At 67.0% G+C, this 15,760-nt stretch carries 14 protein-coding genes; 8 read left to right on the top strand and 6 right to left on the bottom strand.

The features are described 5' to 3' along the window. Positions 1-12: 12 nt before the first annotated feature. Positions 13-1,485, bottom strand: coding sequence for a transglutaminase-like domain-containing protein (locus VG556_RS21415; RefSeq protein ID WP_100449271.1), 1,473 nt, complete (start codon positions 1,483-1,485; stop codon positions 13-15). A gap of 132 nt (positions 1,486-1,617) precedes the next feature. Between VG556_RS21415 and VG556_RS21410 the strand changes: the two genes are divergently transcribed. The 6 genes from VG556_RS21410 (at position 1,618) to VG556_RS21385 (ending at position 8,030) form a co-directional block, all read left to right on the top strand. Continuing rightward, positions 1,618-3,057, top strand: a complete 1,440-nt coding sequence (locus VG556_RS21410; protein WP_100449270.1) for an SH3 domain-containing protein — start codon at positions 1,618-1,620, stop codon at positions 3,055-3,057. Beyond that, positions 3,054-4,148, top strand: coding sequence for a dipeptide epimerase (locus tag VG556_RS21405; protein WP_014645715.1), 1,095 nt, complete (start codon positions 3,054-3,056; stop codon positions 4,146-4,148). Before VG556_RS21410 ends, VG556_RS21405 begins: the two co-directional genes overlap by 4 nt. Positions 4,149-4,672: 524 nt before the next feature. After that, the gene (locus VG556_RS21400) at positions 4,673-5,521 is read left to right on the top strand and encodes a MurR/RpiR family transcriptional regulator (RefSeq protein WP_111144264.1); all 849 of its coding nucleotides are present in this window, start codon (positions 4,673-4,675) and stop codon (positions 5,519-5,521) included. A gap of 15 nt (positions 5,522-5,536) precedes the next feature. Beyond that, positions 5,537-6,298: a L,D-transpeptidase family protein gene (locus VG556_RS21395; RefSeq protein WP_100449268.1), complete on the top strand. Its 762-nt coding sequence runs from the start codon at positions 5,537-5,539 to the stop codon at positions 6,296-6,298. Beyond that, positions 6,295-7,596: an APC family permease gene (locus tag VG556_RS21390; protein WP_100449267.1), complete on the top strand. Its 1,302-nt coding sequence runs from the start codon at positions 6,295-6,297 to the stop codon at positions 7,594-7,596. The genes VG556_RS21395 and VG556_RS21390 overlap by 4 nt, the downstream gene beginning before the upstream one ends. Before the next feature lie 110 nt (positions 7,597-7,706). Further along, entirely contained in the window at positions 7,707-8,030 is a 324-nt protein-coding gene (locus VG556_RS21385; protein ID WP_100449266.1) for a hypothetical protein, read from the top strand. Between the two features lie 107 nt (positions 8,031-8,137). On the opposite strand, the gene yiaA is transcribed toward VG556_RS21385, so the two are convergent. Then, positions 8,138-8,590 carry an inner membrane protein YiaA gene (gene yiaA / locus VG556_RS21380; protein WP_100449265.1) on the bottom strand — a complete coding sequence of 151 codons (453 nt, stop codon included), beginning with the start codon at positions 8,588-8,590 and terminating at the stop codon, positions 8,138-8,140. 168 nt (positions 8,591-8,758) lie between these two features. Here yiaA and VG556_RS21375 point away from each other — a divergent pair, with 168 nt between their 5' ends. Beyond that, positions 8,759-9,925 carry a PQQ-dependent sugar dehydrogenase gene (locus VG556_RS21375; protein WP_100449264.1) on the top strand — a complete coding sequence of 389 codons (1,167 nt, stop codon included), beginning with the start codon at positions 8,759-8,761 and terminating at the stop codon, positions 9,923-9,925. Positions 9,926-10,035: 110 nt separating this feature from the next. On the opposite strand, the gene VG556_RS21370 is transcribed toward VG556_RS21375, so the two are convergent. The 4 genes from VG556_RS21370 to folB all read right to left on the bottom strand — a co-directional run bounded on the left by VG556_RS21370 (position 10,036) and on the right by folB (position 14,722). Continuing rightward, positions 10,036-10,575 (bottom strand): hypothetical protein, encoded by a 540-nt coding sequence (locus VG556_RS21370; protein ID WP_100449263.1) that lies wholly within the window; start codon positions 10,573-10,575, stop codon positions 10,036-10,038. 127 nt (positions 10,576-10,702) lie between these two features. Beyond that, the gene (locus VG556_RS21365) at positions 10,703-12,877 is read right to left on the bottom strand and encodes a glycoside hydrolase family 3 N-terminal domain-containing protein (RefSeq protein ID WP_014645707.1); all 2,175 of its coding nucleotides are present in this window, start codon (positions 12,875-12,877) and stop codon (positions 10,703-10,705) included. Between the two features lie 128 nt (positions 12,878-13,005). Further along, positions 13,006-14,277, bottom strand: coding sequence for a mechanosensitive ion channel family protein (locus VG556_RS21360; RefSeq protein ID WP_046428231.1), 1,272 nt, complete (start codon positions 14,275-14,277; stop codon positions 13,006-13,008). A 91-nt stretch (positions 14,278-14,368) separates the two neighbouring features. Then, positions 14,369-14,722: a dihydroneopterin aldolase gene (gene folB / locus VG556_RS21355; protein ID WP_005407807.1), complete on the bottom strand. Its 354-nt coding sequence runs from the start codon at positions 14,720-14,722 to the stop codon at positions 14,369-14,371. Positions 14,723-15,079: 357 nt separating this feature from the next. Between folB and VG556_RS21350 the strand changes: the two genes are divergently transcribed. Continuing rightward, positions 15,080-15,745, top strand: a complete 666-nt coding sequence (locus VG556_RS21350) for a hypothetical protein (protein WP_100449262.1) — start codon at positions 15,080-15,082, stop codon at positions 15,743-15,745. The last annotated feature ends 15 nt before the right edge of the window (positions 15,746-15,760 follow it).

Below are 15,760 nucleotides of genomic sequence, written 5' to 3'. Positions count from 1 at the left end.
CGATGTGTCGCGCTAGCGTTGCCTGGCTGGCAGTACCCGCCACTGGAAGTCGTAGCTCCATTGGTCGAAGTACAGGTTGCCGCCTGCCCACTCGGCCTCGCCGCGCTGCGAGTCGACCGTTTCCGAGCGGAAGTGCTGCTTGGCCGGCACGAGGGGCTGGCCGAAATCATCGTTGAAGGCGATGCGGTAGCCATCGAGGCCACCCAGGTAGAAGTCGCGCAGGGCCGGTACCTCGCTGGCCAGTGCGCCAGTGGTCACGTCCATCGGCAGCCAGCCATACGGCGCCAGGTAGACCTGTCCCCAGTCATGCAGGTTGTTGTAGCCACTGCCATCGTCGGAGAACACCATGCCCGACTGCCAGCGCGCGGGAATGCCGTTCAGGCGCAGCAGCGCGATCAGCAGCAGGGTCTGCTGCCCGCAATCGGCATGGCCGGAACGCAGCGCGTAATCGCTGATGTTGCTGAGCGTGGAATATTCGCGCGCACCGGCCCAGGGAATACGGTCGACCGCAGCAAACAGCTTGCGCACCACTTCATATGGGCGCGTCTCGCCCTGCAGCACCTGGTCGGAGAACAGCTTCAACGCAGGGGTGAAGCGCACATGCGGCAGCTGCTCGGCCAGATACGGCTTCAACGCCGTATCGGCCGGGGCCGGTTGCACCACGGCCGGGTCGATCGCGGTGTGCCGGGCGAAGATCGTGACCGCGTAGCGGATCTCGAAGCGGGTCGGCTGCCCGGCCACCGCTTTGGCCTCCAGATAGGCCGTGCGTTGCAAGGTGCTGGCCGGTGCCACCCGCGCCTTGCCTGGGCTGCTGCCCAGCCACTGCACCTGCTCCTGCTGGCCGGGGATCTCGCGTGGGTACGGAATCCAGGCACGCACGGTTTCGCCGGCCGGCACGGCATCGGCCTTCACCGTGAGCGATTGGGTGAATTCGATACGCTGCGGCAGCACCGACGCCCGGCCACTCTGTTCGGCCGCGGCGACCACGCGCGTGTGGTGCGCGTTGAGCACTTCGTTGGGTCCTGGAGGCGGCATCGGTGCATCCGCACGGCGGCGTGCGCGTGCTTCGTCGCTGAGCAGGAACAGGTTCGACGGTGCGCGCTTGAAGTACCAACGCTCGCCATCGATATCGAGATGCTCGATCAGGCCAAGCTGGTCCCAGCGCGCGAATTCCTCGTCGGTCAGGTCGGGAATCCAGCGGCGCACGGCAGACTTGGCGGCGGTTTCGTCGAGGGAAAGATCCAGGCGGATGCGGCGCATGCGCTCACGCTGGAACGCGCCTTCGGCAGCATCGCTCCCTGTCGCCAGCAACGCATCGGCGTCGCTGAAGCGGCCACCGTCGATCAGGTCGATCACCTGCGCCTGGCGCGCACGCTGCTGGCTGGTGCGCCCGTCTGCCGCCTGCGTGACCGACACCCACAGCAGCAGCGCGGCACACAGGCCGGCAGCAGCAGGCAGACGCGGTTTGCGAATGGCAGGATCCACAGCGACACTTCCCCAGCGCGGGTGGTAACGGCTGTGTAACACGGGCCGGGATGCCGGTCAATAATTTATTCTTGCTTTCGATGCCGAAAGGAATAAATATTCCACAAGGCATTCGAGGAGGGTGTGCACCGCATGAGCCTGGCTTCCCGCGAACGGCACCGGCATTGGCCGCGCCGCTTGACCCTGGCCCTGTGCCTGCTGGCCGCACCGGCCTTTGCACAGGCCGCCCCGGCGCCCGATCCCGGCGCACCGCTGCCCTATGTGATCGGCCTGCACGAGGCCTACCTGACGCCGCAGTACTGGGCGGCGCGTCTGGACAACGCCGATGCGCCGATCCTGGATCGCGCGCAGATCGAGGCACAGAACGCACGGATGCGGGCGCAGGACAGCCACATCCAGGACATCGCGGCGCTGCCAGCCCAGCTTGATGCGGCGACGGTGCGTGCCAGCATCACCGCGCTGTCGAGCTGGCCCACGCCCACCCTCTACAGCGACAAGGGCACGCCCATCGCGCCGGCCCTGCGCAGCGCGATCGAAGCCAACCTCGGCCTTGATGCGATTCCCGCCCAGGTGGCACCGGCCTACGGGCTGGTGGTGAAGCGTGCCGCACTGCGCACCTTCCCCACCCGCGAGCGCGTCTTCAGCACCGTCGGTGACACCGACATCGACCGCTTCCAGGAATCGGCACTGTTCCCCGGCGACAAGGTCGCCGTGGTCCACCGCAGTGCCGACGGCCGCTGGCTGTTCGTGCACAGCGAGCGCTACAGCGCGTGGATCGAAGCCGACGCCATCGCCAGCGGCGACAAGGCCACGGTGCTCGGCTACGGCGCGAAGGGACCCTACCGGATCATCACCGGTGCCACCGCGCAGACCGCCTACACCCCGGAAGAACCGCGTGTCTCGCGCCTGCAGCTGGACATGGGCGTGCGCCTGCCGGTGCTGGCCGACTGGCCCGCGTCAGAACCGGTGAACGGCCAGCAGGCGCACGCATCGTGGGTGGTGCAGCTGCCGGTACGCGAGGCAGATGGTCGCCTGAAACTGGTACCGGCCCTGCTGCCGCGCTCGCAGGACACCGCCGCCGACTACCTGGCCCTGACCCCGCGCCTGTTGCTGCAGCAGGCCTTCAAGTTCCTCGGCGAGCGCTACGGTTGGGGCCACGACTACGACACCCGCGACTGCAGCGGTTTCGTCTCCGAGATCTACCGCAGCTTCGGCGTGCTGCTGCCACGCAATACCAGTGCACAGGCGGTCAGCCCGGCGCTGGATCGCCTGCCGTTCACCGGCAAGGACGGCAAGGCACTGCGCGACCGTGCCGTCACCGACCTGAAGGTCGGCGATCTGGTCTACATCCCCGGCCACGTGATGATGGCCATCGGCCACGTCGACGGTCGTACGTGGGTGATCCACGATACGGCGGGCGGCAGCTGGTTCGGTGCCGACGGCACGCGCGTGCAGGCCCATCTCAATGGTGTTTCGGTCACGCCGCTGGAGCCGATGATGGCCAGCGATACCGTCCGCTACATCGACCGCATCACCAACATCCAGCGCCTGCGGGCCAAGACTCCTGAATGAAGATCACCGCCATCGAACTGGGCATGCTGCGCGTGCCGTTGAAGACACCGTTCAAGACCGCCCTGCGCACGGTGGAAACCGTGGAAGACGTGGTGGTGCTGATCCGCACCGACACCGGCAACACCGGCTATGGTGAAGCCCCGGCCACCGCCGTGATCACCGGCGATACGCACGGCTCGATCATCGAAGCGATCCGCCACTTCATCGCCCCGCGCCTGATCGGCCAGGACGTGGTCAACCTCAACCACCTGTGCACGCTGGTGCAGACCGCGATGGAGCGCAACACCAGCGCCAAGGCGGCGGTGGAGATCGCGCTGTACGACCTGTGGGCGCAGCTGCACGGCGCCCCGCTGTACCAGATGCTCGGTGGTGGCGACCCGGTGATCACCACCGACATCACCATCAGCGTGGACTACATCGACAAGATGGTGGCCGACTCGCTGTCGGCGATCGAACGTGGCTTCGAGTCGCTGAAGATCAAGGTCGGCAAGGACATCGGCCTGGACATCGAACGGGTCAAGGCGATCCATGCCGCCGTGGAAGGCCGCGCCCTGCTGCGCCTGGACGCCAACCAGGGCTGGACCGCCAAGCAGGCGGTGCATGCGATGCGTACCCTGGAAGACGCCGGCGTGGTGCTTGAACTGCTGGAGCAGCCGGTGAAAGCGGCCGACATCAGCGGCCTGAAGTACGTCACCGACCGCGTCAACACGCCGGTGATGGCCGACGAAAGCGTGTTCAGCCCGAGCCAGGTGATGGACCTGATCCAGCAGCGCGCGGCCGACATCATCAACATCAAGCTGATGAAGACCGGCGGCCTGTCCAACGCGATCCGCATCGCCGACATTGCCGGCATCTACGGCGTGCCGTGCATGATCGGCTGCATGATCGAATCGAGCATCAGCGTGGCCGCCGCCGTGCACCTGGCCGTGGCCAAGAGCGATGTGATCACCAAGGTCGATCTGGACGGCCCCTCGCTGGGCCAGTTCGATCCGGTCAGCGGCGGCGTGCATTTCAACGAATCGGAGATCAGCATCAGCGACGTGCCGGGGCTGGGCATCACCGAAGTGCGCGGGCTGGAGATGCTGGGTTGATTTCTGCCTTGCGGCTGACGTTGCCTGCCACTGACGCTGGGTCGCGCGTTACTTTTCTTTTCGCGAAAAGAAAAGTAACCAAAAGAAACGCTCCGCCGGCCGCGAGCCGGTGCTACGCACCGGTTCCCTGCGCTCCTCGGCCCGTCGAGGGACGGCGCGGGAACTCGCTGCGCTCAGACACCCGCGCCTCTTCGCCCTCGCCGGACCTGCGGTGCTCGGCTCGCTACAAGGCGGACTCAACGTCCAATGCAACAGCTGCACCCAGTAGATCCACGCCACGCGTGGAAGCGCTTGTTTTTGCCCTACCCCGTAATCCCTTCGCGGCTGGCACGCGCGCGATGTGTCCAAGGTCGGGCGGGTGGGGCTTGCGGGGGTGTCCGCCGCATGGATGCGGCGGCCAAGCCTACACGGACGTACTTGCGGCGTCCCCCGCAATCCCCACCCCCCCCCCCCCGCCCGACCCACCCCATAACTCGCTTTATGCGGCCAACCGCAACGCCTTTGCAGACCCCCGGACACCCCGCATGCCGCCCCTGCTGAAGATCCGCACCGAGCGTGGGCAGATGTCGGCCATCGAGCGCCGCATCGCCGACTTCATCCTCGACAACGCCCACCTGCTGCGCGACTACTCCTCCCAGCAGCTGGCCAGCGCGCTCGGCATCAGCCAGTCCAGCGTGGTGAAGTTCAGCCAGAAGCTTGGCTTCAAGGGCTACCCGGACCTGAAGTACTCCATCGGCCAGGACGTGGCCCGCGCCGGTGCCGATCCGCAGCAGGCGCCCGACGAACCCGACAGCGGCGATGACTACCTGCGCCTGGGCGAGGCCCTGCGCCGCAGCAAGGCGCAGGCCGAGGAGGAAACACGCCAGGCCAATCCACGCGGGGAGATCGAGCGCATCGTGCAGCTGCTCGACGGTGCGCCCAAACTGTTCGTCTACGGCCTGGGTGACGACGGCCTGTATGCCCGCGAGTTCGCCATGCGGCTGTCGCTGCTCGGACTGCTGGTGGTGCCGCATACCGATCCGATCCTGATGCTGGCCAACCTCTCGGCCGCACGCCCCGGCGATGCGCTGCTGATGTTCTCCGAGTTCGGCAACCTGCCCCAGCTTTCACAGTTGTCGCGGCAGTTCCAGGACATGGGTGGCAAGGTGATTTCCATCACCCGCCACACCGCCAACCCACTGCGCGCGCATGCGGACGCGGCACTGGCGGTCTGCGCGCACGACCGCACGCCACAGGTCGCGCAGCTGCTGTACCGTAGCGCCATGCACGCCCTGCTCGATTTCCTGTTCATGCTGCTCTGCCACACCAATCCGGATCGCCAGCAGCAGCTTGCGGTGAACCTGGAGCGGATCGACCACCTGCTGGATTCCTGACCGGGGCGCATGTTGATGAGATCGCTGGTTCGCTTCGCTACCGCTGCACTGCTGCTTGCTTCGGCGGTGTCCGTTCACGCGGCGCCGCTGGATGGCGCGCGCCAGCTGATCGTGGTCACCAGCGATGGCTGGGACAGCACCCAGGGGCAACTGCAGGCCTATGTGCGCGACGGCCAGGGCTGGCACACGCACGGACAGGCGTTCCCGGTCGCGCTCGGCCGCACCGGCAGCGCCTGGGGCCTGGGCCTGCATCCGGCACAGGCCGATGGCCCGCAGAAGCAGGAAGGGGATGGCCGCAGCCCGGCCGGCATATTCGCGCTCGGCAGTGCGTTCGGCTATGCCGTCACCCGCCGCGGCACCGCCATGCCCTACCAGCCGATGCTGGACAGCAGCTACTGCATGGACGTGCCCGGTTCGCCGTTCTACAACCGCATCGTCGATGAAAAGAAGGTCGGCAATGCAGCGGTCAAGGGCTCCACCGAGCCGATGCGGCTGGACCTGCACAACAAGGGCGACGTGCGCTACCGGGAAGGCTTCGTCATCGCCCACAACCCGGACAACCAGCCCGGCAAGGGCAGCTGCATCTTCGCCCATCTGTGGCGCCAGCCCGGCGAAGCCACCGCCGGCTGCACGGCCATGCCGCAGGAACGCATGCAGGCACTGCTGGACTGGCTGCGGCCGCAGGACGCGCCGCGTTTCGTGCTCCTGCCGCGCGCGGAGTACAAGCGCCTGCAGGCGCAGTGGCAACTGCCCGCGCTGGCCGGAGACGTCCGTTGAGCACGCAGGACGAACCGCAGCTGCAACGCGCGGTCAGCCGCTGGCAGATCGTCGGCCTGTCGATCAACGATGTGATCGGCAGCGGCATCTACCTGCTGCCGGCCGCCACCGTCGCCCTGCTCGGCCCCTTCAGCCTGTGGGGCGTGGTCGCCGCCGGCATCGTCGTGGCCTTGCTGGTGCTGTGCTATGCGCAGGCCGCCAGCTACTTCGATGAACCCGGCGGCAGCTACCTGTATGCACGCGAGGCGTTCGGGCGCTTCGCCGGTTTCGAGATCGGCTGGATGATCTGGCTGACCCGCATCAGCTCGGCCGCTGCGCTCAGCAACGCGCTGGCCGACGCGGTTGCGCGTTTCTGGCCGTGGGCCGATGCCGGCCTGGGCCGCATCGCGGTGATCGTGGTATCGCTGGGCTTCCTCACCGGCATCAACATCATCGGCGTGCGCTCGGCCGCGCGTACCGGCGTGGTGCTGGTGATCGGCAAGATGCTGCCGCTGCTGCTGTTCGTGGCCATCGGTGCGTTCTACATCGACCCACAGCTGGCCTTCTCCGGCCAACGCCCGGACCCGCATGACCTGCAGCGCATGGGCGAAGCCGCCTTGCTGCTGCTTTACGCCTACGCGGGCTTCGAGAACATCCCGGCCGCCGCCGGCGAGTACCGCAATCCGCGCCGCGACATTCCGTTCGCCCTGATCACCATGATCATCACCGTCACCGTCATCTACGGCGCGGTGCAGGTGGTGGCGCAGGGAACGCTGGCCGGCCTGTCCAGTTCGGCCACCCCGCTGGCCGATGCCGCCGCCGGTTTCGGTGGCGAAGCACTGGCGCTGGTCCTGACCGTCGGTGCCACCATCTCCATCCTCGGCACCAACAGCAACACGATGATGATGGGCCCACGCTTCCTGTTCGCACTGGCCAGCGATGGCTACGGCCCGAAGATCCTGGCGCAGGTGCATCCACGCTTCCACACCCCGGCCGCGTCGATCCTGTGCCAGGGCCTGATCGCGCTCGGCCTGGCCCTGTCCGGTTCGTTCGTGCAGCTGGCCCTGCTGTCGATGACCACGCGCCTGTTCGCCTACATCGGCACCGCCGCGGCGGTACTGGTCCTGGCCAAGCGCTACGCCGACCGCCCGGGCGCGTTGAAGCTGCCCGGCGGACCGCTGATTCCGGTGCTGGCGCTGCTGCTGTGCCTGGCGCTGTTCGCCAGTGCCAGCTGGCAGAACATCGCTGCTGCGCTGGTGGCGTTCGCCATCGGCGCGGTGATCTACACGCTGCCGCGAAAAGATACCGATGCCGGATGACCGATAGCGCCGGGCCATGCCCGGCGGATTGATCTGGTGATCACGCTGCCGGACCGGGCCGTTAACCGCCACACAGGCACGATCGGGCTTCGTCCACAACGGAGCCTTCCATGACCGAGTACCAGATCCCCGGCCGCGTACCGGACGACAGCACGCCGCGCGATGCGATCAGCAACTACTGGCGCGAACGCTACACGGCCGAGCCGTACTACGACGACCAGCTGTTCTTCGAGGACTATGAGCCGGCCTACCGCATCGGCCACGCCGCGCGTGCACAGGACATGATCCGCGCCTATGAACAGGTCGAGGCCGAGCTCGAATCACGCTGGGCCAACGAACGCGGCCGCAGCCGCCTGGACTGGGCGCAGGCACGCAATGCGGTGCGTCGTGGCTGGGACGAAGCGCACCTGGCGGACCCGCTGTTGAAGCGATAGCGCCATGCTTCTGTAGAGCCGAGCCTACGCTCGGCTCTCGCACCACGTCTGTAACGTCGAGCCACGCTCGACTGAGCCGAGCATGGCCCGGCTCTACACCGGATCGATCACTCCTGTTCCGGCAGCGGCGGCACGAGCGCGCTGCGCTTGCTCTCGCCCCCACCGGCAGCGATCAGGTCGCGGGTGTTCTTCTGCACCGCCACCGCGCCGAACAGCGACAGCGCATACGCCATGCCATAGAAGCCCTTCTCACTCGGCGCCAGCGTGGCATTCCACAGGCCGACCAGCAGCAGCATCAGCGCCGACAGCAGCGCGAACCAGCACAGCGCGTAATACAGGCCACTCACCGGAATGCCTTCGACGCGGTCGCGCACGCTCTTCTGCAGCGACACCGCCGCGAACAGGCCGAACAGCAGCAGGGTCAGGTAGTAGCCCTTCTCGTTGAGCGCCATCGTGGCGTTGAACAGGCCGATCAGGTACGCCGCCGCCCCCAGCAGCAGGGCCACCCAGGAGGCAGCGATGAAGGCGGTGGACGGCTTGTGGGGCATGGCAGTGTTCATTGCAGGTCCTTGGCAGGCAGGCGGGCACGCTTTGCCCGGGCGTGCCCACCCTAGACGATCCCGCCGCGCTCGCACAGGGGGCGCAGGACCTTCGGGCCACGACGCTCACGGCGCCGGTGGTATACAAGGGACAGCCCGGCCATCCGCATCCCCGCACTGGAGATACCCATGACCCGCACGCCCCTGCTGCTCGCCCTCGGCCTCGTGCCGATCCTTGCCACCTCCGCCTGCAATGCCGCCGATCCGGCCGCCAACGGTGCGCAGACCGCCACAGCGGCCTCTGCCGCCACCGACCAGCGCCCGTTCAACTCCACCGAAGTCAGCCGCTTCGACCAGCCCTGGGCGATGACCTTCCTGCCCGACGGCAGCCTGCTGGTCACCGAAAAGCGCGGCAAGCTCCAGCACCTGGACCCGGCCAGCGGCCAGAAGCACGAGATCACCGGCGTTCCGAAGGTCGCCTATGCTGGCCAGGGTGGTTTCGGCGACATCATCCTGCACCCGGATTTCGCCCGGAATCATGTCGTTTACGTCAGCTATGCCGAGGAAGGCACGCTGGATACCCGCGGTGCCGCGGTGGCCCGGGCCACGCTGGCACTGGATGCCAACGGCGGTGGCCAGCTGAAGGACCTGAAGGTGATCTGGCGGCAGAGCCCCAAGGTCAGCGGTGAGGGTCACTACGGGCATCGCCTCGCCTTCGGCCCGGACGGCAAGCTGTGGATCAGCTCCAGCGAGCGCCAGAAGTTCGATCCGGCCCAGGACATGGGCAGCAACCTCGGCAAGATCATCCGCCTCAACGACGATGGCAGCCTGCCCGCCGACAATCCGTTCGCTTCGCAGGGCGGGGTGGCCGCACAGGTGTGGTCGCTGGGCCACCGCAACATCCTCGGCATGGCCTTCGATGCCAACGGCAAGCTGTGGGCGCACGAGATGGGCCCGGCCGGCGGCGACGAACTGAACCTGATCGTGCGTGGCGCCAACTACGGCTACCCGATCGTTTCCAACGGTGACCATTACGACGGCCGGCCGATTCCCGACCACGATACGCGCCCGGAATTCGCCGCGCCGAAGGTGACCTGGACGCCGGTGATCTCGCCGGCCGGCTTCGTGATCTACAGCGGCAGCCTGTTCCCGCAGTGGAAGGGCAGCGGCTTCATCGGTGGCCTGTCGTCCACCTCGCTGGTGCGCGTGGCCTTCGATGGCGACAGCGCGCGCGAAGCCGAGCGCTTCAACATGGGCGAGCGCATCCGCGAAGTGGAACAGGGCCCGGACGGCGCGCTGTGGCTGCTGGAAGACGGCAGCAAGGCGCGCCTGCTGAAGCTCACGCCGAAGACCTGAGGTAGTGCCGGCCGCCGGCCGGCACCCTGGATCCTTCCGGCATCCTGCGGTTGCCGGCCAGCGGCCGGCACTACCCTTGCCAAACGGCCCCGCACGCGGGGCGTCTGCATTCATTGGATGGTGATGACCTTCACCTCGGTCTTCGTGCAGGCCTGGTCCAGGCACTGGCCGCTCAACCACACCTGGCCGCTGCCGATCATCACGCCCTGCTGGTTGACGAACACCTTGCCGAAGTCCTGCGCGGACACCGCCTTGACCACCTCCGGCGTGATGATCTTCTCGTAGTTGCGCTGGAACTCTCCGGGGCCGGAGATCTTCTTTCCGCCGCTGATGTTCAAGGGGAATCGCACTTCCTCGACCACCGCAGCGCGATCACCGCCGACCACGGCGGCCTTGAACGCATTGAAGACCTTTTCGAACTGCGCGGCATCGCCGAGCAGCGACTCGATGCGCGCACGCGCATCCTCGGCTGCCGGTGCGGCGGGTGCAGCGGCGGCTTCGGCAGCCGGCGCCGCCGGTTCAGCCGCAGGCGTCGAAGCAGCACTGGCCTCCATCGGCGGCGGCGCATCCGCTGCAGGCTCGGCCGGCGGCGCCGGCTGCGAACAGGCCGCCAGCAGCAGGGCGGGAATCAGGTAGGCCATCCGGCGCATGCGCGCACTCCATCGAACAGGAGGCCCGATGGTAGCGCCACCACAGTGAGGACCACAAAAAAGGGGACGGAGGGGATTAAGTCGTTTTGGCACAAACGACTTAATCCCCTCCGTCCCCTTTTTTCGATCAGGCCTTCAGCAGCTCGAACTGCACCGCTTCGCCGGCGGCCGACGAGGCACAGACCCACAGGTCGAACTGGCCCGGCTCGGCACGCAGCACGCCGTCGCGGCCGGTGAAGGCCAGTTGCTCGCGGGTCAAGGTGAACACCACTTCGGCTGACTCGCCCGGCTGCAGCGCCACCTTGCGGAAGTCCTTCAGTTCACGCACCGGACGCACGCGGCTGGCCACGCGATCGTGGATGTACAGCTGCACCACTTCCTCGCCCGCCACGCGGCCGGTGTTGGTCAGCACGGTGGTGATGGTCAGGGTGTCGTCCCAGCCGAGCTGTGCCGTGCTCAGCTGCGGCACGCCGTAGGCGAAGGTGGTGTAGCCGATGCCATGGCCGAACGGGTACAGCGGTTCATTGGGAATCTCGCGCCAGCGCGCCTTGAACTCCGACATGGTCGGCAGTTCCGGACGGCCGGTGCGCGGGTGGTTGTAGAAGTACGGCTGCTGGCCGGACACCTGCGGGAAGCTGACCGGCAGGCGGCCGGACGGGCTGTAGTCACCGAACAGTACATCGGCCACGGCATGGCCGGTCTGCGTGCCCAGGTACCAGGTCACCGCCACGGCCTGCGCATTGCGCACTGCGCCCTGCAATGCCAGCGCGCGGCCATTGCGCAGCAGCACCACCAGCGGCTTGCCGGTCATCGCCACGGCCTCGGCCAGCGCCTGCTGTGCCGGCGGCAGGGTGATCTCCACGCGCGACTGTGCTTCGCCGCTGTAGCGCTGCGGTTCGCCCAGCGCCAGCACCACCACGTCGGCACGCAGTGCGGCAGCCACAGCGGCTTCCGTGCCGCCCGGAATCGCGGCTTCCAGTTCGCAGCCCGGCACGATTTCCAGCAGCGCTTCGTCGCCGATGGCGGCACGCACGCCGGTTTCCAGGTCCACGTAACGCTGCTTGTCGCCGAACAGCGTCCAGCAGCCTTCGATGTTCTCGCGGTCCTGCACGAACGGGCCGATCAGCGCGATCTTCTGCCCGGTCTTCTGCAGCGGCAGCACGTTGTCACGGTTGTTCAGCAGCACGATCGAACGCCGCGCGGCATCGCGCGACAGTTCGTCATGCGCGGCAATGTGCGAGGTATCCGCTTCGCGCGCCGGGTCCAGCGAACGGTACGGGTCGTCGAACAGGCCGATGGTCTCCTTCAGCCACAGGATGCGGCGCACGCCTTCATCCAGCACCGCCATCGGCACCTCGCCGCTCTCGACCAGGCCGGGCAGGTGTTCGGCATAGAAGCCGCTCTGCATGCTCAGGTCCAGGCCGGCGGTGAACGCCTTGGCCGTGGCATCGCGGTCATCGGCGGCATAGCCGTGCGCGACCAGTTCCATGTCGGCGGTATAGTCGGAGATCACCACGCCCGGGAACTTCCATTCGCCGCGCAGGATGTCGGTCAGCAGTTCGGCATTGGCACTGGCCGGCACGCCATTGATGTCATTGAACGAGGACATCACGGTGATCGCGCCGGCCTCGAAGGCGGCCTTGAACGGCGGCAGGTGCACGTCGCGCAGGGTCTGCGGCGAGATGTCCACCATGTTGTATTCCATGCCGGCCATCACCGCGCCGTAGGCGGCGAAGTGCTTGGGCGTGGCCAGCAGCGAATCGGCCGCACGCAAGTCGCTGCCCTGGAAGCCACGCACGCGGGCGGCGGCGAACGCACAGCCCAGCACCACATCCTCGCCGGCACCTTCGGCGCCACGGCCCCAGCGCTGGTCGCGGGCGATGTCCACGGCCGGCGCATAGGTCCAGTGCAGGCCCGCGGCGGTGGCTTCGATCGCAGTTGCGCGCGCGGTGCGCTCGGCCAGGTCCGGCTCGAAGCTGGCGGCCTCGCCCAGCGGAATCGGGAACACGGTGCGCATGCCGTGGATGACGTCGGCCGCCAGGATCACCGGGATGCCCAGGCGGCTCTCCTCGGTGGCGACCTGCTGGATGCGGCGGCCCAGTTCGGCGCCCACACCATTGAACAGCGAGCCGACCTTGCCCTCGCGCACCTGCTGCAGCACCTGGTCGGCATTGCGCACGTTGGCTTCCGGGTTCACGTCCGGGGCGAACGGGCGGACCATGTCCGCGAAGACACCCAGCTGGCCGACCTTTTCCTCGACGGTCATCTGGGCAATGAGGGATTCGATGCGATCGGAGGCCACCGGCAGTCCTTGATGAAAACGTTTACAAGCCCGGCATTCTAGCGATCCCGAGCCGTTTGGCGAGAGGTTTCTTCATTCAGTTTCAGCCACCAGCGGGGTCCGTATGGCCCCGCCGGGGGCACCGCAGCTTACTCCGAGCCGGCCAACTGGCGCTGCCCGGCCATCAACATGGCGTCACTGGAGGCCTGGAATACCCGCAGGCCGAAGGCCGGCAGGATCGCCAGCAGGTGGTCGAAGATGTCCGACTGCACCGCCTCATACTCGGCCCAGGCAGTGCTGCGGGTGAAGCAGTAGAGCTCCAGCGGCAGGCCCTCGGTGGTCGGCTGCAGCTGCCGTACCAGCAGGGTCATGTCGGTATGGATGCCCGGGTGGCTGCGCAGGTAGCGCTCCACATAGGCCCGGAACGTACCCAGGTTGGTCACGCGGCGGCTGTTGACCTCGGCCACGCCCTGCTCGCGCAGGCGCCCGTTCCACTGCCCCAGTTCCTGTTCCTTGTCGCGCAGGTAGTCGCGCAGCAGCGCGAACTCGCCGAGGAAGGCCAGGTCGCCCTCGTCCAGGAAGCCGACGCTGTGCTGGTCCAGGTACAGCGCGCGCTTGATCCGGCGGCCACCGGCCTCCTGCATGCCGCGCCAGTTCTTGAACGACTCGGTCACCAGCTTCTTGGTCGGGATGGTGGTGATGGTCTTGTCGAAGTTCTGCACGGTGATGGTGTGCAGCGCGATGTCGATGACGTCGCCGTCGGCGTTCTGGCTGGGCATCTCGATCCAGTCGCCGATGCGCACGCGGCCATCGCCACTGATCTGCACGCTGGCCACCAGCGACAGGATGGTGTCCTGGAAGATCAGCATCAGCACCGCCGTGGCCGCGCCCAGGCCGGTGACCAGATAGCGCAGGTCGACGCCCGCCAGGGTAGCGACGATCGACAGGCCGGCGATCACGAAGAGGACGATCTTGGCGACCTGCAGGTAGCCCTTGATCGGCTTGTTGCGTGCCTCGGGGCGGCGCTCGTACAGATCGTTGGCCGCATCCAGCGCATGCGAGATGGCCAGCACCACGGTCAGGATCGCCCACGCCTGGCAGGCGCCGATGATGAAGCTGACCAGGCCCGGCGGCAGGTCCGGCACGATGCGGATGCCCGAGGCGATCACCTGGCTGGGCACCACGTTCGACAGGCGCGAGATCACCCGCATCAGGTGGCTGCCGCGGCCAGTGTCAGCGCCCGGAAGGCGGCTCAGCAGCCGCCGCAGCCCGCGCAGCAGGATGCGCTTGGTCACCCAGTTGGCCAGGCCAGCGGCGATCAGCAGCGCCGAGATCATCAACGCCAGGTAGGCGCCGGGATAGGGTTCCAGTGTGTTCTGCAGCCGTTCCAGCCACTGTACCGCCACCACCGCGTCCACCATCAGTTGTCTCCTGTCTGTTTCGTTGTTGCCAAGGTTGCCAGCCAGCGGCCGGCACTACCGGGGTTGTCGGCCAACGGCCGGCACGACCGGGTCAGTCCCGCGTGCGTTCGATGATCACGCCCACCGCGCGCGCGCCGCGCACCGCGCCCGGCTTGCTCAGCTTCAGGCGCAGCCACTTCACGTCGAATTCGTCCAGCACGATCTGCGCGCAGCGCTCGGCCAGGGTCTCGACCAGGCCGAACTCCGACTCGCGCACGAACTGTTCCAGGCGCTTGCTCACCGCCTTGTAGTTCAGGGTGTGGGCGATGTCATCGGTGGCTGCAGGGCGACGGTTGTCGAAACCCATTTCCAGGTCGAACACCAGGTCCTGGCGGATCCGTCGTTCCCAATCGTAGATACCGATCAGGGCGTCGATCGTCAGCCCTTCGATGAAAACCTTGTCCATTGCGCTTACCGGCACGAATACAGGCGGCCATGGTAACGGCACGGCGGTGAGCCTGCCCGGAACGGGCGGTGGGCCACCGGCGTGGGGCGGCCCGGAAAAAACAAAGGGCCCTGCTAGCGGGGCCCTTTGGTACTACCGTTTGTCCCCGGGGGGAGCTGAAATCCAGCCGCGAGTCCCGGTGGCGCAGGCACGCAGATTAGGCAAGGACCAGATCGCCGGTCAAGGCCAAATCCGACAGGACAGGTCAGGTATTCGTCCGAGGCAAAACGCAGAAAATCAGCCGCGCGGACAAGGACGTTCCCTGATGGTCGCCGCCGCCCACTCTCGCGAACATCGATTCCTCCTTCACCACCGCACATGACGATGGCTCCATACGATGTACTGCGGCGCGCGTTGTCAGCGGAGCGTCTGTCTACTTACGAGAGAATCGCATCGACCTGCAGCCCCGACGTCACAGCCGAATCCCTGTACCTGTGGAACATGCGGATGTGCAGTGCACTGATGATGCCGGTCCATCTGTGCGAAGTGGTCACCCGCAACGCCGCTGCAGCTGTGCTCGCCAGGCAGCATGGCCCGCGTTGGCCCTGGAATAATGCCTTCCGACGGAGGCTGCCAACCTCATCCAGTACTCCTCCGCGCACGGTACTGGAACAACTTGCCAGCCGCGTAACCGATACACCTGGGATCGTCGCCAACCTGCCGATGGTGTTCTGGCAGCAGCTCTTTACCTGTCGCTTCGACTCCACGCTTTGGATACCCGCACTCAGCAGGGTTCTGCAGCATGCTCCCTCTGCTCATCCCAGTGCCGTAAGGAAAGCCATCCATGCGGATATCGGACGCATCCGCCACCTGCGCAACCGCATCGCCCACCACGAGCCGGTCCTGGAACGTGACATCGGCGCCGACCTGGCCGCGATCGGGCGGCTGATCCATGCCCGCTGCCCACACACGCTGGGCTGGCTGCAGCGCCATGAGCGGGCGACAACCGTGCTGGCGGCGTCGCCGTTGGCAGTGCATCGGTAATGCGTCCGCCGGGCA

The sequence above is a fragment of the Stenotrophomonas sp. CASM106 genome (assembly GCF_049384825.1).
In the GTDB taxonomy this organism is placed as follows: Bacteria; Pseudomonadota; Gammaproteobacteria; order Xanthomonadales; family Xanthomonadaceae; genus Stenotrophomonas; species Stenotrophomonas muris.
This window is presented reverse-complemented; position numbering and strand designations above follow the sequence as displayed.